This is a genomic window from Streptomyces shenzhenensis, from assembly GCF_021462265.1.
Taxonomy (GTDB): domain Bacteria; phylum Actinomycetota; class Actinomycetes; order Streptomycetales; family Streptomycetaceae; genus Streptomyces; species Streptomyces shenzhenensis.
Window position 1 is genome coordinate 376,608 of record NZ_JAJONF010000005.1, and the last position, 22,214, is coordinate 398,821.

Annotated in this window: 16 protein-coding genes and 2 pseudogenes; 4 read left to right on the plus strand and 14 right to left on the minus strand. The window is 72.6% G+C overall.

Going from position 1 to position 22,214, the window contains the following annotated elements; translation table 11 throughout:
• The first annotated feature begins 117 nt into the window (after window positions 1-117).
• Window positions 118-1,953, plus strand: a complete 1,836-nt coding sequence (locus LQ326_RS10075; protein ID WP_234534796.1) for a hydroxysqualene dehydroxylase — start codon at window positions 118-120, stop codon at window positions 1,951-1,953.
• Between the two features lie 290 nt (window positions 1,954-2,243).
• On the opposite strand, the gene LQ326_RS10080 is transcribed toward LQ326_RS10075, so the two are convergent.
• Window positions 2,244-3,359 (minus strand): alpha/beta hydrolase, encoded by a 1,116-nt coding sequence (locus tag LQ326_RS10080; protein WP_234534798.1) that lies wholly within the window; start codon window positions 3,357-3,359, stop codon window positions 2,244-2,246.
• A gap of 138 nt (window positions 3,360-3,497) precedes the next feature.
• Between LQ326_RS10080 and LQ326_RS10085 the strand changes: the two genes are divergently transcribed.
• Window positions 3,498-4,112, plus strand: coding sequence for a TetR/AcrR family transcriptional regulator (locus tag LQ326_RS10085; protein WP_234534800.1), 615 nt, complete (start codon window positions 3,498-3,500; stop codon window positions 4,110-4,112).
• Between the two features lie 267 nt (window positions 4,113-4,379).
• On the opposite strand, the gene LQ326_RS10090 is transcribed toward LQ326_RS10085, so the two are convergent.
• The 9 genes and pseudogenes from LQ326_RS10090 to LQ326_RS10130 all read right to left on the minus strand — a co-directional run bounded on the left by LQ326_RS10090 (window position 4,380) and on the right by LQ326_RS10130 (window position 13,554).
• Window positions 4,380-4,808 carry an alpha/beta hydrolase fold domain-containing protein gene (locus tag LQ326_RS10090; protein WP_234534801.1) on the minus strand — a complete coding sequence of 143 codons (429 nt, stop codon included), beginning with the start codon at window positions 4,806-4,808 and terminating at the stop codon, window positions 4,380-4,382.
• Window positions 4,809-5,040: 232 nt separating this feature from the next.
• Window positions 5,041-5,925, minus strand: a pseudogene (locus LQ326_RS10095) (MFS transporter); the annotation flags it as partial.
• 12 nt (window positions 5,926-5,937) lie between these two features.
• On the minus strand, window positions 5,938-6,213 hold the full coding sequence (locus LQ326_RS10100; protein WP_234534803.1) for a hypothetical protein: 276 nt from the start codon (window positions 6,211-6,213) through the stop codon (window positions 5,938-5,940).
• Between the two features lie 848 nt (window positions 6,214-7,061).
• Window positions 7,062-8,150, minus strand: a complete 1,089-nt coding sequence (locus tag LQ326_RS10105) for an AraC family transcriptional regulator (RefSeq protein ID WP_234534805.1) — start codon at window positions 8,148-8,150, stop codon at window positions 7,062-7,064.
• 247 nt (window positions 8,151-8,397) lie between these two features.
• Window positions 8,398-9,795 (minus strand): aldehyde dehydrogenase family protein, encoded by a 1,398-nt coding sequence (locus LQ326_RS10110; protein ID WP_234534807.1) that lies wholly within the window; start codon window positions 9,793-9,795, stop codon window positions 8,398-8,400.
• A gap of 191 nt (window positions 9,796-9,986) precedes the next feature.
• Entirely contained in the window at window positions 9,987-10,928 is a 942-nt protein-coding gene (locus tag LQ326_RS10115; RefSeq protein ID WP_234534809.1) for a carbohydrate kinase family protein, read from the minus strand.
• Window positions 10,928-11,626, minus strand: coding sequence for a class II aldolase/adducin family protein (locus tag LQ326_RS10120; RefSeq protein WP_234534811.1), 699 nt, complete (start codon window positions 11,624-11,626; stop codon window positions 10,928-10,930). Before LQ326_RS10120 ends, LQ326_RS10115 begins: the two co-directional genes overlap by 1 nt.
• A gap of 1 nt (window position 11,627) precedes the next feature.
• Window positions 11,628-12,113 (minus strand): SRPBCC family protein, encoded by a 486-nt coding sequence (locus tag LQ326_RS10125; RefSeq protein WP_234534813.1) that lies wholly within the window; start codon window positions 12,111-12,113, stop codon window positions 11,628-11,630.
• Between the two features lie 34 nt (window positions 12,114-12,147).
• Window positions 12,148-13,554, minus strand: coding sequence for a flavin monoamine oxidase family protein (locus LQ326_RS10130; RefSeq protein WP_234534815.1), 1,407 nt, complete (start codon window positions 13,552-13,554; stop codon window positions 12,148-12,150).
• A 565-nt stretch (window positions 13,555-14,119) separates the two neighbouring features.
• On the opposite strand from LQ326_RS10130, the pseudogene LQ326_RS10135 reads away from it, so the two are divergent.
• A pseudogene (locus LQ326_RS10135) lies at window positions 14,120-14,335 on the plus strand (hypothetical protein); the annotation flags it as partial.
• Here LQ326_RS10135 and LQ326_RS10140 read toward each other — a convergent pair.
• On the minus strand, window positions 14,311-15,159 hold the full coding sequence (locus LQ326_RS10140; RefSeq protein ID WP_234534816.1) for a LysR family transcriptional regulator: 849 nt from the start codon (window positions 15,157-15,159) through the stop codon (window positions 14,311-14,313). The pseudogene LQ326_RS10135 and the gene LQ326_RS10140 overlap by 25 nt on opposite strands.
• 145 nt (window positions 15,160-15,304) lie before the next feature.
• On the opposite strand from LQ326_RS10140, the gene LQ326_RS10145 reads away from it, so the two are divergent.
• Window positions 15,305-16,042, plus strand: a complete 738-nt coding sequence (locus LQ326_RS10145) for an NADPH-dependent F420 reductase (RefSeq protein ID WP_308401884.1) — start codon at window positions 15,305-15,307, stop codon at window positions 16,040-16,042.
• Window positions 16,043-16,446: 404 nt separating this feature from the next.
• Here LQ326_RS10145 and LQ326_RS10150 read toward each other — a convergent pair whose 3' ends face one another.
• From LQ326_RS10150 to LQ326_RS10155, 3 genes are all read right to left on the minus strand, one after another.
• Window positions 16,447-16,875, minus strand: coding sequence for a hypothetical protein (locus tag LQ326_RS10150; protein ID WP_234534820.1), 429 nt, complete (start codon window positions 16,873-16,875; stop codon window positions 16,447-16,449).
• A gap of 178 nt (window positions 16,876-17,053) precedes the next feature.
• Entirely contained in the window at window positions 17,054-17,185 is a 132-nt protein-coding gene (locus LQ326_RS47805) for a hypothetical protein (RefSeq protein WP_268206844.1), read from the minus strand.
• 13 nt (window positions 17,186-17,198) lie between these two features.
• Entirely contained in the window at window positions 17,199-21,929 is a 4,731-nt protein-coding gene (locus tag LQ326_RS10155) for a cation-translocating P-type ATPase (protein WP_234534822.1), read from the minus strand.
• Window positions 21,930-22,214: the final 285 nt, after the last annotated feature.

The following is a 22,214-nucleotide window of genomic DNA, read 5'->3' on the forward strand; positions in this document are numbered from 1 at the left end:
ACCCGGTCAGTGGCCACACGGAAAGAGCTCACTGTCTCTTCGTGTTTGTGAGGATACTGTAGGTGACAGGAAATAAGGCTTCCGGCTTCCGGAGCCCCTTCCTACCCTCCGTTACTCATGACAACAGAACACGCGCAGCAGTCTCAGGGGCCAAGTGGACACAGCCGCAGACGCTTCCTGACGGCGGCCGGGGGAGCTGTCGCCGGGGCTGTCGGAGGGGGAGCGGCCGGTGCGTTGGGGGCTGCCGGCAGCGCGGCCGCAGCCGACGTCGGCAAGCGCGTCGCCGTCCTCGGCGGCGGGGTCTCCGGCCTCAGCGCCGCTCACGAACTCGCCGAGCGCGGCTACGAGGTCACGGTCTACGAGTACTACGACACCGTCGGCGGCAAGGCCCGCTCCATGGACGTCCCCGGGACCGGGACGGGCGGCCGCAGACCGCTTCCCGGTGAGCACGGCTTCCGCTTCTTCCCCGGCTTCTACCGGAATCTGCCGGACACCATGCGCCGCATCCCCTTCCCCGGCAACGCGAACGGCGTCCACGGCAACCTCCGCAACGGTACCGAGGAGTTGTTCGCGCGCGGCTCGGGCCGCCCGGACCTGCACTTCCCGCTCCGCCGGGTCACCACCCCGCCCGCCCCCGGCGACCTCACCCCGTCCTGGATCCGCGACCAGATCCTGTCGGTGCTGGACCTCGCCACTCACCTGCCCGCCCATGAGGCCGCCTACTTCGCCGACCGCCTCCTGGTCCATCTCACCAGTTGCGACGCCCGCCGCGAGGGCCAGTGGGAGAAGGTCGCGTGGTGGGACTTCATCCGGGCCGGCGAGATGAGCCGCGAGTACCAGGTGCTGCTCGGCATCGGCCAGACCCGCAACCTGGTCGCCACCCGTGCCGAGACCGCCTCCACCCGCACCGTCGGCCGCGTCATCATCGAGGCCCTCATCCTGTGGGGCCTGCTCGGCCGCGGCATGGACGGCGACGCGGATGTCGACCGGGTGCTGAACGCCCCGACCAGCGAGGCGTGGATCGGCCCGTGGGAGGCGCATCTGCGTTCCATGGGCGTCGAGTTCGTGCTCGGCACCGAGGTCCGGGAGGTGGTGTACGGCGCCGGCCGGGTGACCGGCGTACGGGTGGCGGCGCGCGACGGCAGCCGGCAGCGCACCATCACCGCCGACCACTACGTCTGCGCCCTCCCGGTCGAGCACGCGCGCGTGACCTGGGGCCCGGCCCTGCGCGCCGCCGACCCGCAACTCGGGCGGTGCGACGCGCTGAAGACGGACTGGATGACCGGCGTGATGTTCTACCTGCGCACGCCCACCCCTGTCGTGCACGGCCACATCAACTGCCTCGACTCGCCGTGGGCGGTCACCGGAATCGGCCAGACGCAGTTCTGGGACGGGCGGGACTTCTCACGCGACTACGGAGACGGCCGGGCCCACGAGTGCCTGTCCGCGATCATCTCCGAGTGGGACAAGCCCGGCATCCTGTACGGCAGGACGGCCCGTGAGTGCACCAAGGACGAGATCGTCGCCGAACTGTGGGCCCAGCTGAAGGACGGACTGAACGACTCCGGGAAGACGACGCTCAGGGACGAGGACCGGCTCGGCTGGTTCATGGACCCGGCGGTGACGGGCCTCGGCGGCCCCCACCCGCACAACCGTGAACAGCTCCTCATCCACCCCACCGGCACGCTCTACCACCGCCCGTCGGCGAGAACAGCGGTGCCGAACTTCTTCCTCGCGGGCGACTACGTCCGCACGGACGTGGACCTGGCGACCATGGAGGGCGCCAACGAGTCCGCGCGACGCGCCGTCAACGCACTCCTGGACGCGGACAGTTCGGGAGCCGAGCGGTGCCACATCTGGGAGTTGTTCCGGCCGCCGGAGATGGAGCCCCTGAAACGGGTCGACGAGGTGCGCTACAGGCTGGGGCTGCCCAACACCTTCGACCTGGGATAGCACCCGGCACCAGTGGTGCCGGAAAGGCCGCCGCTCCGAGCGCCTGGCCGCCGTAGCCGCCCAGCCCGCCCGCCGCCCACGCAGAACGCCCGCCCTCAAGGCCGCGGCCTTGAGGGCATCGGTGACCGGAGCCGTGCACTACGGGCGAGCGGGCCGGCATCTCCTCGCGGGCAAGGCCCTGAACGCCCACTGAACCCCGTTCATCCTGGTTGTCGGATGTTGTCGGATGAACCGGGCTGTCCAGGGGCGGTCATGCGGCGAAGCCCCTTGTCGGTCCAGGCGGCGGACGGTCAGCGGGCTTTCCCCTCCGGTGTCGTCAGGCCGGTCCGGGAGGTCAGCCCCATGCGGAGGGCGCCCGCGACTTCGAGCAGCACTGTCCGGGCTGCGGAGCCGACGCCGGTCGCGTTGACCATGCTGTGCGTGATGCCGCCGTGGCGCCGCAGGACAGCCGGCACTCCGGCGTCACGCAGCTTGTGCGCGTACGCCTCACCCTCGTCCCGCAGGACGTCGAATCCCGCGACGACGACATAGGCCGGTGCCACGTCGTGGACATCCTCGGCCAGGAGCGGCGACACCCGCGGGTCCGTGGCCAGTTCCGGATCAGGAAGGTAGTGGGCCTTGTACCAGTCCATCTGGGCCTCGGTGAGGAACAGTCCCGTCCCGAACAGCTCGTAGGACCGGTGCTTGCGCGAGAGGTCCGTGACCGGCATCAGGAGGAGTTGCATGGCGGGTACGGGCGTGGCCGCTGCGGAGGAGACCGCCTCGCGTGCCCGCCGGGCGGTCTCCAGGGCCACCACGGCCGCGAGGTTCCCACCCGCGCTCTCCCCGCCGACCCCGACGGCCGCCGGATCGACGCCGTACTCCTCGGCGTGTTCCACGACGTGTGCGAAGGCCGCCAGCGCGTCGTCCACCGCCGCCGGGAACGGGTTCTCGGGCGCCAGCCGGTAGTCGACCGCGATGACCGTGAGCGACGCGTGACGGGCCAGGAACCGGGCCACGGCATCGCTGGTCCTCAGGTCTCCGAGCACCCATCCGCCGCCGTGGAAGTAGACGAGTGCGGCCGACGGACGCCGCACATCCGCCGGCCGGTACAGGCGTGCCGCGATGCCGCCCTCACGTGTCGGGATCGTGAGGTCCCGGATCTCCTCCACGGGAAGCTCGTCGCCGAAGATCCAGGCTTCGGAGACGATCTGCGCCCGCCCCTCGGCGAGCGGCAGCGACTCGAACGTCTTCGAGACCGCCAGGCCGAGAAGCCGCATGCCGACCTGCGCGTCCAGATCCATCACCTGGCCGTCGACGGTGACGGGCCGGCCGGCGATGGCCCGCTTCACGGCGGTCGGGAGGCGGCCGAGGCCGCGCGCCGCGTGGCGCGCCAGTCTCTCGGGCAGCGGGTGTACGTCGGTCATCGCGTCACGCTCCTCGGGGTGGGGGTGGGAATGGCGTCAGACTAGGATCAACTCTGGACGTTTGTCCAGGGTTCGCTGTGGTGTCCGCCGATGTTCGGGCGGTTGGGGGACCGGAATCCCGTCGGGTAGCTTCAAGGCATGGGGATCAGGCCGCAGTCGCACTACGCACGAGGACAGGCACGCCGGGAACGGCTCCTCGACGCCACGGCGGAGGTGATCGCCGTGCGCGGGCTGGAAGGGGTCACTCACCGGTCGGTGGCCGCGGCGGCCGGACTGCCGGCCTCGACGACCTCGTACTTCTTCGCCTCCATGGACGAGCTGATCGGCGCGGCCGTCACCCGGATCGCCGACGGCGTGCTGGAAGCGACACGGGACCTGGTGGCCGACGTGCCCGAGGCCGACGGCGGCACCTCCGCCCTGGAGTACGTCGACCGGCTGATCGACATTGTGATCGCGGCCAAGGAAACCCTGATCAGGGCGCAGTTCGAGGCGTATCTCGCGACCTCGCGGCGGCCGGAACTGGTCGAACCGGTGCAGCGCATCGTGCAGGCCCTCGAAGACGCGGCCGAATCCATGTTCGCCTTCCTGGGCGCCCCGGACCCGCGTCTCGCCGGCCGTGAACTCGTCGCCATGCTCGACGGGTTCGCCCTGCAACGGCTCGCGCATCCACGCCCCGACGACCGGGCGGTGCTGCGGGACGCCCTGCGCCGGCTGACCACGGCTCACCTCGGCCAGGCGTCCGCGCCGTCCTGAGGCCTCGCGCCGCTCCGGCCCGCCGCACGGCGGAGGCGGTGCCGTCAGGAGTGGCGCGGGGAATGCCGCTGCGATGCCGCCCGTCGGCGGGGTGGTCCACGGCGATCCGGTCACGGTCACCGGGAACGGCCGCGAGCGCCGCGAGTCCGGCCATCCGCCGGGCCCGCGGGATCGGCGGATGGCCGGACCTCTCGCGGTGACCGGGTGTGGGTCCGTCGGGTACGGGGGCCGGAGGGGACGTGCGTCACTCCGTCGGGTCCGGGGCGTTCAAGCCGGCTCCGGGGCGGTCAGGCGCGCGGTCACGAGCCGCCGCGCCTCGGCGGACTCCGGCAGGAAGGTCGCCGCCGGGTACACGTGGAAGCCGTCGGTGCCCTCCAGCAAAGTGACGTCGACACCGGCCGCCCGGGCCCGGGCGGCGAAGTCACGGCAGTCGGCCAGGAAGATGTCGCGGGTGCCGACGATCACCGTCGTCGGGGGCAGGCCTCGCGGGTCACCGCCGCCGGGGCTGACCTGGGGCGAGTCGAGGGGGAGCGCCCCGGCCCACAGCCGGCCGGCGTAGCGCAGTCCGACGACGTCGAGCATGGGATCCCGGGCGACGACGTCGGCCACGCCGGGGTTCGTGAGCCCGGCGTCGAGCCAGGGAGCGAAGAGCACGAGGTGCCGCGGCGGCGGCAGCCCCTCGTCCCGCAGCCGCATGGCCGTGGCCAGCGCCAGCCCGCCGCCCGCGGAGTCCCCGGCCCACACGGGCGCCGCCCCGGACTCCTCGGCCAGCCGTACCTGGAGTCCGAGCAGGTCCGGAACGACCGTCGCGGCCGTCCCCTGGGGGGCCAGCGGGCTCCACCAGAGTGGAGGTCGCCGGGACGATGAGCGTCAGCACCGCCAGGGAGAGGGTGACCACCAGTCGCAGCGTCCAGCCCCAGACCGCGAGCCCGACCGCGGTAGCCGCCGGGTTGCGCTTCTCCACGGTCTCGGTGAACGCGGCCATCCAGGCGACGTAGGCCATGCCGCCGCCCACGGAGGCGAGGACGAAGCAGAGCGCGAGGGCGTAGGAGCCGGTGTCCGGTTCGGTCGCCGCGACGGCGAACAGGGCGGTTCCCACGACGCTGACGAGGCCGCCGAGCACCATGAACGGCTTGCGCACCCGGAGTTTGTCCGACAGCAGGCCGAACACCACCAGACTGATCGCGTTGAACGCCCAGTACCAGTTGGCGAGTGCGTTGGCGCGCTGGTCGCTGTATCCGAACGTCGTCGCGAAGCAGACGACGGCGAAGCCGACCAGCGCGTAGTACAGAAGCAGGAAGACACTGATCGCGACCGCCGGGCCGACGATGCCGGGGCGCAGCATCTGCCGCCACACACCGCCGGGTTGAGGCGCGGGATCGACGTCCTTCGCACGTGCCTCCACCAGCGCACGGTCGCGCGTGCTCACCATGAGCTGGTCACGCAGCGCCGGGGACAGCTCGCGCAGCCCGAGAAGGGCGATGACGAACACGAGGAGCCCGGCGATGCCGCAGACATGGAACTGGAACCTCCAGTCGGGGTGCCGGCCGAGCGTGTTGCTGGACACCGTGGTGACCACGAGGCTGCCGAGGACGGGACCGAGCGTCCAGAACCCCATGGCCGCGCCACGACCCACCTGCGGGGAGAAGTCGCGGATGAGCGCCGGCGTCGCCACCAGGACGACGCCCTCGACGAAGCTGAGCAGGACGTACAGGACCAGATAGGCGACCCGGTCCGGTGCGTGGGGCAGACCGACGAGGATGATCAGCCCGGTCGCGAGCAGCCCCCCGACCACCAGGTTGGCCCGGCCCCACCGGTCGGTGAGTCAGGCGAACAGCGAGGCGAAGGCGCCGACCGCGTTGCCGGCGACCGATATCCAGACGAAGTAACTGAACGACATGCCGAGTTCGGTGATGATCTGGGTCGCCACCGAGCCCGAGACGTACAGCTCGTAGTACAGGACCACGGTCGAGAGCACCGTGATCGCCAGGTACAGGTACCGGGATCCGGTGTCGGGGTAGTGCGCCAGCTGCCGGTTCCACAGGCCGCGTCGCGCTGCGGGGCTTCCGTCGGGGAGCACGGGGACGGGGGTCGTTGTCACGGTGATTCCTTCCCTGTCGGTGCGCCGGTGGCGCACCCAGCGTGTGGGCGGGAGCCCGGTCGGGAGGGCCGGCCCGCTCCGGTCCGTGTCCCGGGGCCCAGTACCTGCACGCCGATGACTCCGGACCCTTTCGCCGCAGGACCTCGGCGTTTTCACGGGTGGCTCGCCGGGTCCGCGGACCACCGTTCGGCGAGCGGTCTCGCGGAGGACGCTTCGTGGACGCCGTCTCGCTCCTGTCCGCTGCCGTGGACGTTGCCGAGACGGTAGGGCACAGTCTGGGCAGATGTCCAGACTTCAGTGACCGCATGTTCCGCCCGGTGGTGCCCGGGCCCGGATCGGCCCGGTGGCCGACGGGGCCGTGCGGGGCGAACGGGTCCTGGCCGTGGGCCACTTCAGGGCCGGTGCTCTTGGAGAACCCTGCGGCCGAACAGCTATGCACCTCACGTTTACATGCGATGCATAGTGTGCCGAAGCCCGCCGGGGGCCTCGGGTACATGCCTGATCGCGGAGGCCGGCATGACGACGACCCCCGCGCCTGCGCCGAGCCCGGCCGCCACGGCACGGGGCCGTTGTCCACGTACCCGCCCACCCTGCCGCCGGGTGAACGACTACCTCGACGCCGGCCTCACCGACGGCGCCCTCCGTCCCGTGATCGGGGGAGGCGTCCCACGGCCTGGAGAGCGTCGTGGACACCCATCGCCCGTGCGAGGCCCGGTCGGCACACCGGCGAGATCGTCGTGCCCGCCGGTCACCGACGGTACGCGTCGGCGCTCCGCCCCGCGACGGATCCGATGCCTGCGGGGCGCCGCCTCACCGCCCCGCCCGCACTCTCGGCACCGGCCCTGGGGTCACACACGCTGCCGGTCCGAGGGCGCCTCCCGCTCCAGTAGCTCGGTGCGCAACTCGAGCGGGGTCGCTCCGTGCCACCGGCGCACCGCTCGCCGGAGTGCGCTCACGTCGGCGAAGCCGGCCCGCCGGGCGATGTCACGGAGGGTGAGCTCCGGTCGGCGTAGCAGCTGCTCCGCTCTCTCGCGACGTACCCCGTCGACGATGGCCTCGTAGGTGGTGCCGCAGGCGGCCAGGCGGCGACGCAGAGTGCGTTCGCTGGACGCGTGCCGACGCGCCTGCTCGAGGAACGAGGGGACGGCCGGAAGGCTCTGCGCGATGGAGATCTCCAGCACTTCCAGGAGGTCCTGCTGGCTGCGCCGCGACGCCATCTCCGTGTCCAGGACGTCGAGCATCGAGGCGTAGGTGATGGGGTCCCGTCCCGGCATGGGGGCCCGGGCCCACCGGGTGGGGATCACCATGCGGTTGCCGGCGGCGTCGAAGCGCACCGGGCAGCGGAACAGCTCCTCGAACGGGCTTCTGTCGCGCGGCGCGGGGAAAGCGAACTCCATTGCCTGCGGGGCGAACGAGGCGCCGACGTTCAGACGGATGAGTGTGACGACGCTGGAGTACGCCTCCTCGATCAGGAAGACGGCAACGGTCGGATCCAGCGCGGGGTCCGGCAGATCCGTGCGCAGCACGTAACCTGCCTCCTCCCAGCGGGCCGACCAGACGGTCATCGCCCCGGACAGGTTCTGATAGCGCACTCCCGTCTCGATGGCCTCCTGCTGGGTGTCGGCGGCCATCATGGCGAAGCCGAGCAGCCCCCACGCGGTCAGGTGCTGCGCCGCGCCCACCCGCAGCCCCAGATGTTCGTCCCCGGTCCGCTCCACTGCCTGGCGGATGACGTCGCTGCCCTGCCGGTACGAGACGCGCAGCGCTGTGGATGTCATGACAGTCGAGTCCAGCCCGACCCTGGCCAGCAGCGGCTGCAGATCGACGCCGTAGCCGTGGGCGACCCGAGCGAGGTAACGCAGGATGTTCGGCGCGATGGTGGCCGAGGTGCTGCGGCTGGTTCCCGGAGACGTGGCCGGGGCGGAAGCATCGGACATCGCCTTCCCTCTCACCAGTGCGTTTCTCGCCTCACTGTAGGCACAAGCGCCGAACCTGTCGCCGGCCTGGCCGCCAGGGCCTTTCATCCGTGATCCGTGCCGCCACGCTGCTCACCGCCGCCGCGCCGGCCGGCCTGACCGCCGCTCCGGCCTGGCCGTACGAGATCCTGGCGGCCGCGGGCACCGGACTCGGAGTCTCCGCGCTCGTTCCCCTCCGCCGGGCGCATGGGACCGGGATCCCGTGCGTTCACAGCAGCCGCCGCAGCAGCCGCTCCGTGACTGCGGTGAGGGGCGGGTAGGCGAGCCGGAGGGTGTCCGGGAACAGCGGCTTGTCCAGGACCGCCTTGGTGTGGCTGAAGGTGTCGATGGAGTACTCGCCGTGATACCGGCCGAAACCGCTTGCGCCCACGCCGCCGAACGGCAGGCCGGGGACGGTCAGATGGGCGTTGGGGACGCCGAAGGACAGGGCGCCGGAGGACGTCTCGGTCACCAGTCGGCGCTTGCTGGAGGCGGAGGCGGTGAAGGCGTACAGGGCCAGGGGCTTGTCCCGCTCGGTGATGAAGGAGACGGCGGCGTCCAGGTCGGGGACGGCGACGACGGGCAGGACGGGTCCGAAGATCTCCTCGTTCATCACCGGGGCGCCGCAGTCCACGTCGGCGAGGACGGTGGGGGCGAGGTAGCGGCTGTCGCGATCGTGGCCGCCGCCGACGACCGTGCGTCCGTCCTTCAGGTAGCCGACGAGCCGGTCGAAGTGGCGGGTGCTGACGATGCGGCCGTAGTCGGGACTGGTGGCCGGATCAGCGCCGTACAGGGCGCGGACGGCCGCGGCGAGGTGGGTTTCGAGGGCGGTCGCGGTCTCGCCGACGGCCAGGACGTAGTCCGGTGCCACGCAGGTCTGACCGGCGTTCATGAACTTGCCCCAGGCGATGCGGCGGGCGGCCGCGGCCAGGTCGGTGCCCGGTTCCACCACGACGGGGCTCTTGCCGCCCAGTTCCAGGGTCAGCGGAGTGAGGCGGCGCGCGGCGGCGGTCATGACGATCCGCCCGACAGAGCCGTTGCCGGTGTAGAAGATGTGGTCGAAGCGCTGCTCCAGCAGGGCCGTCGTCTCGGGGACGCCGCCCTCGACCACGGCCACGGCCTGCCGGTCGAGATGGAGCGGCAGCAGCCGGGCGAGGGCGGCGGAGGTGGCGGGGGCGAGTTCACTGGGTTTGACGACGGCGCAGTTGCCGGCGGCCAGCGCGCCGACCAGTGGTGCCAGGGCCAACTGCACCGGATAGTTCCACGGACTGATGATCAGCACCGTTCCCAGAGGTTCCCGGACGATCCGGGCACGGGCGGGCGCGAGCGCCACAGGGACGCGGGTGCGGCGCGGACGCAGCCACGAGGTCAGGTGGGCGAGCGCGTGGTCGATCTCATGGACGGTGAAACCGATCTCCGTGGTGAACGCCTCCATGGCGCTCTTACCGAGATCGGCCCGCAGCGCGTCCTGGAGTTCGTCCGCGTGATCGGTCAGCAGACTCCGCAGGGCCCGTAGCTGGGCGCGGCGCCAGGCCACGGGTTTCGTCCGTCCGGTGGTGAAGGTGGCACGCAGGCGGTGGACGGTGGCCGCGACAGCGGTCGTGGAGATCTCGGTGCGAGGGGGCATCGGGCATACCTTTCGTTCAGCGGCTGTCCGCTCTGGTCCGACGGGCGCTGCGAGACGGGCCGGCCTTCCCCACGAGCCCCGGCGGGCGACCGCGGTGCGCCATGGCGGGAAACGGCGGCCTCGGGCCGGCCTGAGGAGGGCATCCGATCAGGCCGGCGAAGGCCGCCCGGGGGCCGGCCGCCACCGAGCCGTCAACGCGGCTCCAGCACCGGGGCCGTGGCGGCGAAGGCGTCGGCGGCGGCGAGGTCGAACTCCCCGTGGTCGCTGCCGAGCCCCTGGGCCACCAGCGCCGCCGCCGCACAGCCGAGCACCGCGCACTCCCGCAGCGTGCGGCCCAGCCCCAGACCACGCAGGAAGCCGGCCGAGAAGGCGTCGCCGCAGCCGGTGGTGTCCACCGCGTCGACCGCGAAGGCCGGCACCTCGATCACCTCGTCCGCGGTGACCACCAGCGCCCCCCGGGCACCCCGGGTCGCGGCGACACAACCGACGCCTGCCGCGAGGAACCTGCGCGCGCCGTCCTCCAGCGTGGCCGCGCCGGTGAGGCCGAGCACCTGTTCCTCGTTGGGCAGCAGGTGGTCCAGGTGGGGGAGCGCGGGCGCGATCCACTCGAACAGGTTGCTGTCGCCGGAGGCGAGCAGGTCGGCGGAGGTGACCACACCCGCGGCCCGTGCGGGAGCGAGGATCTTCGCGGCAGCCTCCCCGCCCATCAACTCCGGTGCCCCCACGTGCAGATGGCCGGCCCTGGCGATCTCGGTGTGCGGGGCGTCGTCCGGGCCGTAGGCGATGTTCGCGCCCAGGACGTGGAAGGCGGGACGGCTGCCGTCGGGGCGGATGGGCAGCACCGAGGCCGAGGTCTGGGTGTCGTCACGGCGCACCACGAGCGAGGTGTCCACGCCATGCGCGGCCAGCATGCTCAGCAGCAGGTCACCGATCGGGTCGGCGCCCACCGCCCCGGCGGTCCGCACCCCCGCGCCCAGCTTGGCCAGCGTGAGCGCGGTACCGGCGGCCGCACCCGCCGGGCTGAACCGGATCTGGTCCACCAGAGCCGCGCCCTGCCCCTCCGGAATGGCCTCGACCGGCCGGACCTGCACGTCGAACACGTGGGCCCCGAGAGCTATGACTGTCTGTCGCATCAGCGGCTCTTCTCCTCGGTGGAGCGGGTGGTGTCATCGATGGGACGGGGGGTGCCGTAGCCACGCCGCATCGCGGCGCGGATGACGGCGGCCTGCTGGTCCTCGTCCAGGACCCGCGGTACGCCCAGGCACGCGGCGCGCAGGTAGAGGCCGCACGCCCACTCCAGCAACAGCGCGTTGTCGACGGCATTTTCGAGCGTCGGCCCGTACACGACCGCGCCGTGGTTGGCCATCAGCGCCGCCGATCGGCCGTCGAGCGCTGACAGGACCTGTGCGGCGAGTTCCGGGCTGCCGAACGGGGCGAACGGTGCGACCCGTGTGGTGCCGCCGAGCACGAGCTGCTGGTAGTGGACGCACGGAAGTTCGTCGAGCACCAGGGACAGCGCGGTCGCCTGCGGCGAGTGGGTGTGCACCACGGCGCCGGCGTCGTACCGCCGGTAGATCCCGAGATGCAACTCCACTTCGGACGTGGGCCGAAGGTGCCCGGCGACCACGTCGCCGTCCGGGCCGACCACGGTGACCTGTTCGGAGGTGACCTGGCCGAGGACGACGCCGGTCGCGGTGACCGCGATCCGGTCGCCGGCCCGCACGCTCACGTTGCCCGCCGTGCCGATCAGCAGCCCGGCTTCGGCGAGGCGATGGCAGGCAGCCGCCACGGAACGCCGCTGTTCCGCGAAGAACTGAGAGGACTCCGGCATGTCAGCGTGCCGCCGTCGAGTTCTCGGAACGCAGCAGTGTGTTGAGGTTGGCCATGGAGGTGCGCATACCGGCCCGCATCGCGGGCTGCTGGATGCTGTCCAGGAGGAGCCCGATGGGGCCGAGCCCCATGGTGTATTCGACCTGGTAGGTCATCTCCGTGGCGTCCTCGCCCCGTGGGCCCTTCACGGACTGGAACTCGAAGACGTTGGTCACGTCCCTCAGCGGGGCGAAACCGGTGCCGGTGTCGACACGGCGCCGCATGGGTTCGATCTCGCGCACGGTCCACACCGAGTGGGTTCGCAGCGGGCCGAGGGTACGGTTGTGCTCGGCATACGTCCTGCCCACCGTGGCGATTCCGTGGTGGTCGGTGACCTCGATGGCACCGGCGACCCACTCGGCGTACCGGTCGGTGCGGGAGACGACCTCCCAGACTCGCTCGACGGGAGCATCGACGACGGCCTTCTCGGTGACGACGTACTTGTTCACGACAGGGTTCTCTCTCTGCTTGCGTCTGTGGTGCTCAGCTGTGGTCGAGCAGTTCGGCGGCGGCCTGCTTGCCGGAGCGGACGGCGCCGTCCATGAAGCCGGGCCAGTACGGGGAGAACTCGGCGCCCGCCCAGTGCACGCGGCCGAAACGCCGCCCCATCCACTGGCCGTAGCCGGTGAGCACCCCGGGCGCGGCGACGGAGGTGGGACCGCCCTGGGTCCACTGCTCGGCGGTCCAGTCCTGCTCGACGTAGTCGACGGTGTCGAACGCCCGCTCCCCGACGACCCGGGCGAAACAGCGCAGCACGGCGCCGCGCCGCTCGCCGGCCGGACGGTGCGCCCACTTGCGCCATTCCTTGCCGCCGAGGAAGCCCATGAGGACGCCCGGCCCGCCGTCGGGCGGGCTGTTGTCGAACATCTCGCGGATGGGGGAGCCGTCGCGCAGCAGGCCCATGCCGGAGAGGCCGTCCGCGCGCCAGAACGGCTTGTCGTAGACGGCCACGCACTTCATGAGGGTGCCGAAGGGGAGCCGCTGGTAGAGCTGGTCCTGCTGCGGCGGCAGCAGCGGGTCCCAGACGATCCGGGAGGCCAGCAGCGGCGGAACGGCCACGATCACCCGGCCGGCCCGCCAGTCCCCGGCGTCCGAGACGACGGTGACGCCGGTGGAGTCCTGGCTGATACGGCGCACCGGCGCCGCGAGCCGGACCCGTCCGTCGAGCTCGAGGGCCACCCGCTGCGCGACCAGCTGGGAGCCGCCGACGAACCGGCTGTCCTGGGCGCCGCCCTCGGTGCCCGTGCCGCGTTCCATCGTGCCCGGATGCGTCTCGTCTCCGAAGGCCGAGACGTACCAGAGGCTGAACAGCGCGGACGCGTCACGCGCCTCACCGCCGTACGCGGAGTTGAGGAAGATGTTGACCAGATCGACGGCGGCACCGGTGACCTCCGCCTTGCGCAGCCAGGTCTCGTAGGTCATGCCGTCCAGCTCGCGAGCCTTCGGCGCCCGCCATGGAGCCGTCGGGGACAGCTTGCGCACCGCCTGGCCGATGCGTGCCAGGGCGATGCCCATGTCCGGCAGCGCCAGTGGGTCGGGGAGCGTCTGCCCGGTGAACCGCCTGGCCCTGCCGTCGTGCACGTAGACGCTCTCGCCGGGGACCGTCGCCTGGTAGGTGGCCACGCCGACCTGTTCGGCCAGCGCCAGGACGTGGTCCTGGGTGGGGCCGACGAACTGTCCGCCGATCTCGGTCACCTGGCCGTCGCCCAGATCGTGGTTGAGGAGCCGACCGCCGACCCGCTCCCGCGCTTCCAGGACCGTCACGGACAGCCCCGCCGCGACGAGCTCGCGTGCCGCGGTGAGTCCTGCCAGGCCCGCCCCGATCACAACGACGTCGGCTTCGTTCCTCCGGGGGCCGCTCGTGGGCGTACTTTCCTGCAAAACGGTCATGGTCGCTCCAAGATGGGTCCAGCGCCCCTGCTGAGTTCGGCCGTACGGCGTGACAGCGCCGCGACGGCAGGCAGCGCCCGGCAGCGCGTGCCGGGGGCTCCACCGCACAAGAGCTCAACTCGATCAGTCGGACCGGCAGACGAAGCCGCACCCCTTCCGGCCGATGAGGCCCGTGTCGCAGGGCCCGAAGAGAACCTATGCACCTGCCGGTCGCAGGGAACCGGCCGGAACGGTCACGGGTGGGGCCTCAGCGGCCAGACGGGTGTCCTCTGAAAGGCCCCGGCCTCAGCCGTGGGCGAGGCGCGGACCAAGCTGTGGGGTTCGCCGGGGCGAACCCGGGCCGGGGGAAGCCAACCGGGGCGGCAGCCGCCTGGCCGCCCTTTTGCCATGGCGCATCCAGGGCCTTCTGCGGTGATCATGTTGTCCGAATCGGAGCGCCCCGAAGCGGTGGCAGGTGCCGAACGGCGGCGGCGTGAACGGCACTACGACATGGCGCTCAACAACGGGGGCCGGTCGCCACCGGGTGGACGTCTCCCGGGCCGGTGCCGCCGCGCTCGGTCCCCCCGGCGCGGTGGAGGGCGTCTGCCGCCACCTGATCGCCGACCGCCTCGGCATCACCGGCGCCCACTGGGGCCTGCCCGGAGCCGGAGCCGTTCTGCGACAGCGCGCCGTCGTTTCCCACGGCGACCTCGATCCCTACTGGCGCTTCCACACCGCACGCGAACGTGAACGCCTCTGCCCCACCCCAGCGGGCTTTCAGTCTGCGAATGCGGCCATGTAGGACGCCACGCACGGTTGCGGTGTGGTCAATGACGTGACGATGTGGCCGTCGATGCTCGCCGGCGGGTCGAGCGGTATGTGGAGCAACCGCTCGGAACGGGATCCGGTGAGCTGCTCGGCCGGCATCAGGGTCCAGCCCTGCGGATCCCGGCCGACCTCGAACAGTACGTGGGACAGGTCCCCGGCGGGCGGACGCGGCGGAGCCACGGGCAGGGCCGCGAGGAGTGCGTCGTGCAGTGGCGGGTCGTTCTCACGGGCAGGAAGCCGCAGGCCACGGGGGTCGAGGTGGTGCAGGCTGACCGCTGAGGTGCCGGCAGCGGGGTGCTCGCGTGCCAGTACCGCGTGGAGCGGCTCGGACCAGGCACGTACCACCGTCATCGCCGACGAGGCGACCGCGCCCCGTACCAGTGCCAGGTCCAGCTCGCCGTCGTGGACAGCGGCCAGGCGCGCGGTCACCGGGAGGTCGATCAGCCTCGGCTCGGCGGGGCGTTCGCTCACGCGCAGGCGGTCCAGGGCACGGTCGAGTCTCCACGTGGCACAAGCAGCCGTTCCGATCCGAAGGACCGCGGCCGGCTCTCCGGCGACCACCCGGACTCTGGCCGCCGCGGCGAGAGTCTCACGGGCGGCGGCGAGCACCCGTTCACCGGCCGGGGTGAGCCGCACGCGCCGTGAGGTGCGCTCCAGCAGGCGCACCCCGAGCTCTCGTTCGAGCCGAGTGATCTGCTGGCTCACCGCCGACTGCACGATGCTCAGCCGTCGTGCCGCCCGCCCGAAGTGCAGTTCCTCGGCGACGGTCACGAAGTACTGCAGCGCCCTGAGCTCCATTCCTCGTATCTATCACATTCTGTGATCGCTGCTGTGGGGGTCTGGTTCTTGTTCGCCCTGTTCAACACCGTTGTGATGGTGTGACGGCCTTTCGGCGGCCCATGGGCCGCCGCCAAGAGGCGAAAGACCTGAACGGAGAACACACGTGAGTCAGACAACTCTGGGCATCATCGGTACCGGCATGGTCGGCGTCGCGGTGGCCCGCCGCGCCGTCGATGCGGGGCTGCACGTCGTCCTGAGCAACTCCCGCGGTCCCGAGACGCTGGCCGATCTGGTCGCGGAACTCGGCGACCGTGTCCGCGCGGCCACCCCGGCCGACGCCGCGCGCGCCGGTGATCTGATCCTTGCCGCCGTGCCGCTGGCAGCCCACGTGCGACTGCCACGGGCGGAGCTTGCCGGCAAGACCGTGATCGATCCGATGAACTACGCCCTGTATCCGGGCTTCTCGATTCCGCAGCTCGACACCGACGAGCTGACCTCGAGCGAACTGGTGCAGCGCTGTCTGGCAGGCAGCCGGGTGGTGAAGGCATTGCACAGCATCGGCCCCAAGCAGCTGCTGGAACTCTTCCGTCCCGCCGGAGCCGCCGACCGCACCGCGATACCGCTGTCCGGCGACGATCCGACCGCCAAGAAGGAGGTGACCGATCTGCTGGACCTCCTCGGCTTCGACGCGGTGGACCTCGGCACGCTGGCCGAGAGCTGGCGCAGCGAACCCAACACGCCGCTTTACGCCCTGCCGTACGTCGGGCAGCCGCCGTCAGGCCTCGCCCCCCTGGAATTCGTGGCGTGGGCGCAGCAGGCCGCGGGCGTCCCGGTATCCGCCGGCCGGATCGAGGAGCTTGCCGCGGCCGCGGTGCGCGGGCCCGCAGGTTTCCGGATGTGACCACGGACGATCGGGACTCGGACCCGGCCTCGTGCAGGCCGTGCGGGGCAGACGGTCGGTTCGACGGCCTGCCCAGGAGTCCAACGGCCCGCCGGGCGATCGTGAGGTCCGTGAGCGACGCCTGTGCGCTGGCCGGCGACGGCCTGGGCCGTCACCTGTTACTCCGGGAACTCCGCCGCGGCCAGACCGCAGGCAGGACGTGACCCTGCCCCGCGCGGTTTCGCCGAACCCCGGCCCCGGAGCGGATCAGTGGGCGCGGCCGGTCCGACCTCGTCGTCCGCCTGCTGTGCCCTTACGTGGCCGTCCGCCCGGTCCCGGCGCAGTCGTGTCGCGTTATGCGCGGGAAAGCCGACGGGTCACGACACCGGACCGCGCCGTGGCCCCGGTGGGCGCGTGCGCGTCACTCATCCCGTCGCCGCTTGCGGTCGGGCGCCTTCCGTCCGGACGGAAGGTCCGGCGCCGGGCTGCGGGCGCGACTCCGCCGCCTGCCCGGCTCGGCTCTGTGCACCCTGCTCGCGGGTGATCACCTCCGTGGCGGCGGCGATGGCGACGGCGACCGGCCACTCCAGGACCCCGGCCACGGCCATGCCGCCCAGGATCCCGTAATAGGTCAGTTTGCGCATCGAGGGAAGTCGCGGGGCGGCCTCCCGGGCGCCCGTGAACATGTCGCCCGGGGTCAGGTACGGGATCGGGACCCGAGGGTGAGCGGTGTGCAGGTGCACCACCTTGCCCATCGGGCCCTCCCGGCCCGGCGTCTCCTCCGTGCGGCGCTCGGGGGGAATCTCGGGGGACTGCGCCGGTTCCGCCGTCACAGGCGTCTGTGCCGTCGGCATGCCGGCCGCTCCTGTGCTGGGTGTCCCACCCGGAGTCCGTGGCGATTCTGGCTGCATCTGTGGGGAAGTCATCCGGTCCTCCACGGTGTGAAGCATGGTTTCCCGGTCCGCCTTCCATCCCCCAAGGTCAATAAACGGGACAAGGCGACAAAAAAGGCAGCCGGTTCTCGCCGCCGGATCAGGCGTGGGCGGCAGCCGGACGCCCGCCGGTGGTGAACGCCTTCCAGAGCTGCATGGACAGGCGGATCAGCGCGGCCTCGATCAGGGCGACCGCCGCCTGGGTCAGGATCGTGGTGAGGATGTGCGGCATGGACGGCCGCCTTTCAAGAGGATTGTGCTGGGGACCACTCCTTTGTCCGGTCCGACGACATCCGGGAGGAAGCATTCGCATGACGCGCAGGTGAACTCTTCCTTGCCGGAGTGGCGCGCCCCGCCCGGGCGGCGACTCCGGTCGCCACAGCGGGCAGCACCACGGACCCTGCCGCCGACGTCAGCGCGATCGTCCAGCCCACGGGGCTCAAAGGCCGACTGCCGAAGAAGTGGCTGAGTCCCGGTACCGTCACCACCACGCCCAGCGCCACCAGGGACCCCACCACGGCCGCTGCCACCACCGGGTCGCGGCCCGCGTCCTGGAACGTCTGGAGCAACTGGGAGGTCACGAGGGCGACCAGGGCGACCGTGTCGGCGCGCCCACGGGTGCCGGTCGCCCGCGCGACCAGCCAGGCCGTGGCGGCCGCCGCCGTGGTGACGGCGGCCCGCAGCCGGATGTGGCGGGTGAGGGCCGCGCCGAGCGAGGCCTCGGGCCCCTCCGCGAGGAGTTTTCTCGCGGCGTCGACCGGCGGCCGGGCGGCGATGGCCATGGCGGGCAACATGTCCGTGAGCACGTTGACCAGGAGGAGCTGGCGTGCGTTCAGGGCACTGCGACCGGTGAGCACACTGGTCGCCAGGGTGAAGGTGATCTCACCGAGGTTTCCGCCGAGCAGGATGCCCAGAGCCTTGCGCACCGAGGCCCACATGGCCCGGCCCTCGACGATGGCGTCCACGATGGTTTCGATGCGGTCGTCGGTGACCACCACGTCGGCGGCGGAGCGGGCCGCCGGAGTCGCCCGTGAGCCGAGGGCGATCCCGACGTCGGCGATCCGGATGGCGGGCGCGTCGTTGGCACCGTCGCCGGTGACGGCGACGATCCTGCCGACCGAGCGCAGCGCGCTGACGATGCGGACCTTGTGCGCCGGCGTCACCCGGGCGAAGACCGTGATCCGCGGGAGGATCCGCACGAGCGCGGCATCGTCGAGGGAGTCCAGCTCCGCCCCGGTCATCAGCCGTGGTTCCTCCTCCGGCCGCAGTTCCCTGGCGATCGCGGCGGCGGTGCTGGGATGGTCCCCGGTGACCATGACCACCCGCACCCCGGCCGCGGCGAGCCGGTTCACGCTCTGGGCCGCGGTGGTCCGTACCGGATCCGCCAGGCCCAGCAGGCCCAGCAGGCACAGTCCGTGGAAGTCCTCGCCGCTGACATCCAGGAGATCGGCGAACGCCGTGCCGTCCTGCGGTGCGCCCGCGGGCAGGACGCGCTCGGCGACCGCGAGGACCCGGAGCCCCTGCCGGGCCAGCCGGTCGACCTCCGTCTCGATCTCCTCCCTCCGCCGGTCGTCGAAGGGCTCGCTGCCGTCGCCGCGGCGGATCCGGTCGCAGCGGGCCAGGACGACCTCGGGTGCGCCCTTGACGACGATCCGTGCCTGGGCGTCGGAACGTCCCAGCACGGCGTGGTAGCCCCGCCCCGGCTCGAACGGCAGCTCCGCCAGCCGGTCCCAGGTGTCGGTGCGAAGCCCGGCGACCCGGGCGGGGGTGGCGCCGAGCGACTCGGCCCCGGCCGCGATGGCACGGTCGGTGGGGTGGGCGAGCGTCGCGGCCGGCCCGGGTGGTCCCGCCAACGCCGCCGTGGCGAGGACCCGGCGCAGCGCCGGGGTGAGCCGGCCGGGCGGGTGGTGCTCCAGGCCGTCGGACACCTGCTGGAGGGTGATCCTTCCCTCGGTCAGCGTTCCGGTCTTGTCGAAGCACAGCACATCGGTGCGCCCCAGTGCCTCGATGGTCGGGGCGCTGCGCACCAGGGTGTTGCGGGTGGACAGCCGACGGGCCGCGGCCAGCTCCGCGACCGTGGCGACGAAGGGCAGCCCCTCGGGGACGGCGGCGACGCAGAGGCTGACCGCGGCCCCCAGGGCGCCGCCCAGCGGCCGCCGGCGCAGCAGGTCGACGGCGAAGAGCGCGGCCCCCGCCCCGACGGACAACGGCAGGAACCACCGGCCCAGCGCCTTGAGCCGCCGCTCCACACCGCTCTCCGGCGCCTCTTCCAGAGGGGCCGCCTCCGCCGCGCCGCCCGCCTCGGTGGTGGCCCCGGTGGCGACCACCACGGCGGACGCGTGACCGGCCGCGACTGTCGTCCCCTGGTAGAGCATGGAGGTCCGGTCCGCGACTGCCCGCGCCGCGGACGGCGCGGCGCTCTTCGCGACCGGCAGGGACTCGCCGGTGAGGCTGGACTCGTCGGTCTCCACGCCCTGTGCCTGCACGACCCGGCAGTCGGCCGGGACCACGTCACCGGCCCGCAGCTCGATCACATCGCCGGGCACGAGGAGCTCGGCGGCCGCGTCGACCGCCTCGGCCCGGTCCCCGCGGCGCACCCGGACCCGTACCGAGGTCGCCTCGACCAGGTGCTCGGCGGCCTGGTCGGCCTTCTGCCGCTGTACCCCGCCGACCAGCGCGTCCACCCCCAGGACCCCGCCGATGAGCACTGCGTCCAGAACAGAGCCGAGGGCGGCTGAGATGCCGCCGCCGATCGCCAGGACGGGGGTGAGCGGATTGGCCATCTCCTCCGCGAACCTGCCGATCAGCGTGCCGGTGCCCCGGTGCCGGTCCCGGCCCTCGAACTGCCTGCGCCGGGCGGCCTCGGCCTCGTCCAGCCCCCGGGAGGAGGTGCCGAGGCGCGCCATGACCTGACGCACCGTCATGGCGTGCCACGGCGTTCGCTCGACGGCTGCGGGCGCCGGGCGGCAACTCAGCCGCCGGCCCGCCCAGAAGCCCGCCGTGAGCCCGGCGATGGTCACCGCGTCGGCCAGCAGGCGGGTCCGCGCCCAGGCCGCCGAGCGGGGAAGGAAGAGGGCGAGGGCCGAACCCACGAGCGCGCCGGCGCCCTGCATGCGGAGGCACAGCACGCTGACCCGCCGGGCCTCGGGCGGAGCGGTCAGCAGCAGGTGAACGACATCGGGCGAGGCGGCGACATCGGCCTCCCAGGGCACGTGTCGCGGGCTGGTGAGCACTCCGATCCCCAGATCCGCACGCACGAGGGCCAGCCGGGCATGTGCCGAGACCACGGCCACTCCGCGGCCCCGCGCCTGGAGGGAGCGGACCAGCGCGGCCGTCCGGCGATGGCCGGTGGGCGCCGCCTCCGGAAGGTCGAACTGGCGGTGCAGCCCAGGCGGGCCGCCCACCAGCCGCACCCGGCCGCACTCACGCGCCGCGCGCACCAAGTGGTGGGCGAGCGCACGCAGTTGTGGAACCAGACGGGCCACGGCGACCGGCCTGCCGTCCCGCAGGACAAGCAGGACCTGCGCCCCCTCCTCGGCCCAGCGCGCCGCCTGCGCGGCGGTCTCCGCCGACACCGCGACGCCCCCCGGAACGGTGTCCGCACCGGTGTACGGCCGCAGCTCCCAGCCGGCCCGACGCGGCACCCTCGCAGGACCTTCAGGGTGCCGGGGCCGCCGGCCCGGCGGGCCGCCGGGCTCGATCAGCTCCAGGACATGGGCGTGGATGTCGTCGTCATCCGGGCCGTCCCCGGCGTCGCGGGGGCGACGTCCGCCGTTCGGCTCGGCTTCCCCCTCGCCCGGCCGCCCACCCGGCGGCGCCAGGCGTACCAGACTCTCGACGGTCCACCCGCCGGTCGCCAGTACCCGGGCGTCAAGAATGACGGTGTCGATCCGGTCCAGGCGGCGCAGCGCCTCCGGCCGCAGCACCAGGGCCCCCCGCTCGGAGACCGTCCGCGCCATCGAGCAGGCGAACGACTCCCGGCCGAACCGGTGGCTTCTCGGTGTCCCCGCGGTCAGCAGTGCCAGCCCCCGGTCATGGCTGAGCGTGCCGGCCCCGGTGAGCGCGTAGGCGGCGAGGGACACCGGCACCGCCACGTTGGCGTACCGCTCGCCCGGCCCGGACGGCAGCGGGGCGGGCCGCCGCGCAGCCGGCACCGCGTCATGACGGTACGACCCCTCGTGCGCGGCGAGCCTGCGCGACCAGGCCTCCCAGCCCCTGCGACGGGCCCGTGCCTCCGCGTACCGGGCGCCGGTCAGCACAGCGTGCGCCGCGGCGCCGACCGGCCGGAACGTCAGCGTCGTCAACAGCAGGTTCGTCGCGCTCCAGGCCTGCTCCGCGGCCTTCTCGCCGAGCCGGCCGGCGAACCCCTCGCGCAGCCGCGGCGTGGCCTCGATGAGCTGGACCGCCGAGATCACCACCGGCGGAAGGCCACGCAGCCGCAGCGCGCTGCCGACCGACGCCAGGCCGACCGCCGCCAGACCCGCCCCGAGGTGAACAGCCGCCTCGATTTCCTCTCCGGCCGCGCCGGGGAAACCGACCGAGCGCCGCACCCGCCGCGCGCCGGTACCCGGCTCGTCCTCATTGCCCGCGCCCGCCTCGGGCGCCGCGGCGTCCGCGGCGGCGACCAGGGCGACGACGCGCTCCAGGTCGGCCTCGGGCCCGCAACCGACATACACGCAGCCCAGCGTGCCGTTCACCTCGGCACGGTTCACCCCCGGCACCGCCCGCAGCGTGGTCTCCACCTCGCGGGCCGCGCCGGCCGTCCCGGGCCGTCCCAGGCGCAGGACCTCGACTTGCACGCCCCCTGGCGTCCGCCAGAGCCGGGGCGCGGGTGGCCGCAGCAAGCCCCCGACCACGGGAAGCGCCGTCGGCACCCCGCCCAGCCACTGCGTGGCGGAGCGGACCGATCCGAACACCGAGCGGCCGAACGGCATGAACCGGGAGAGTACGGACGGGGAGAGCACTGACCAGGTCACATGGCCTCCACCACCGGCCGACGGGGGTCGTTGGCCAGCGCCCCGGCGCGACGCATGGCTCGCCCCATTATGTCCCGATTTAACCCATACCATCCGTAAGGCTGGGCTGGACGCGTAAGTGAAGTCGCGGTGGCCCGCCGCCACGAATGCCCCGCAGATCAGCGGGCGGTCATGGATCGGCCGCAGCCGGATCGGCGGGGCGCTGCCCGCGCCGCCGTTCCCGGGACTCCGAACGCGAGGACCGCCTGTCCCTCTTTCGCCGGCTGGACCGCTACCACGCCGTCC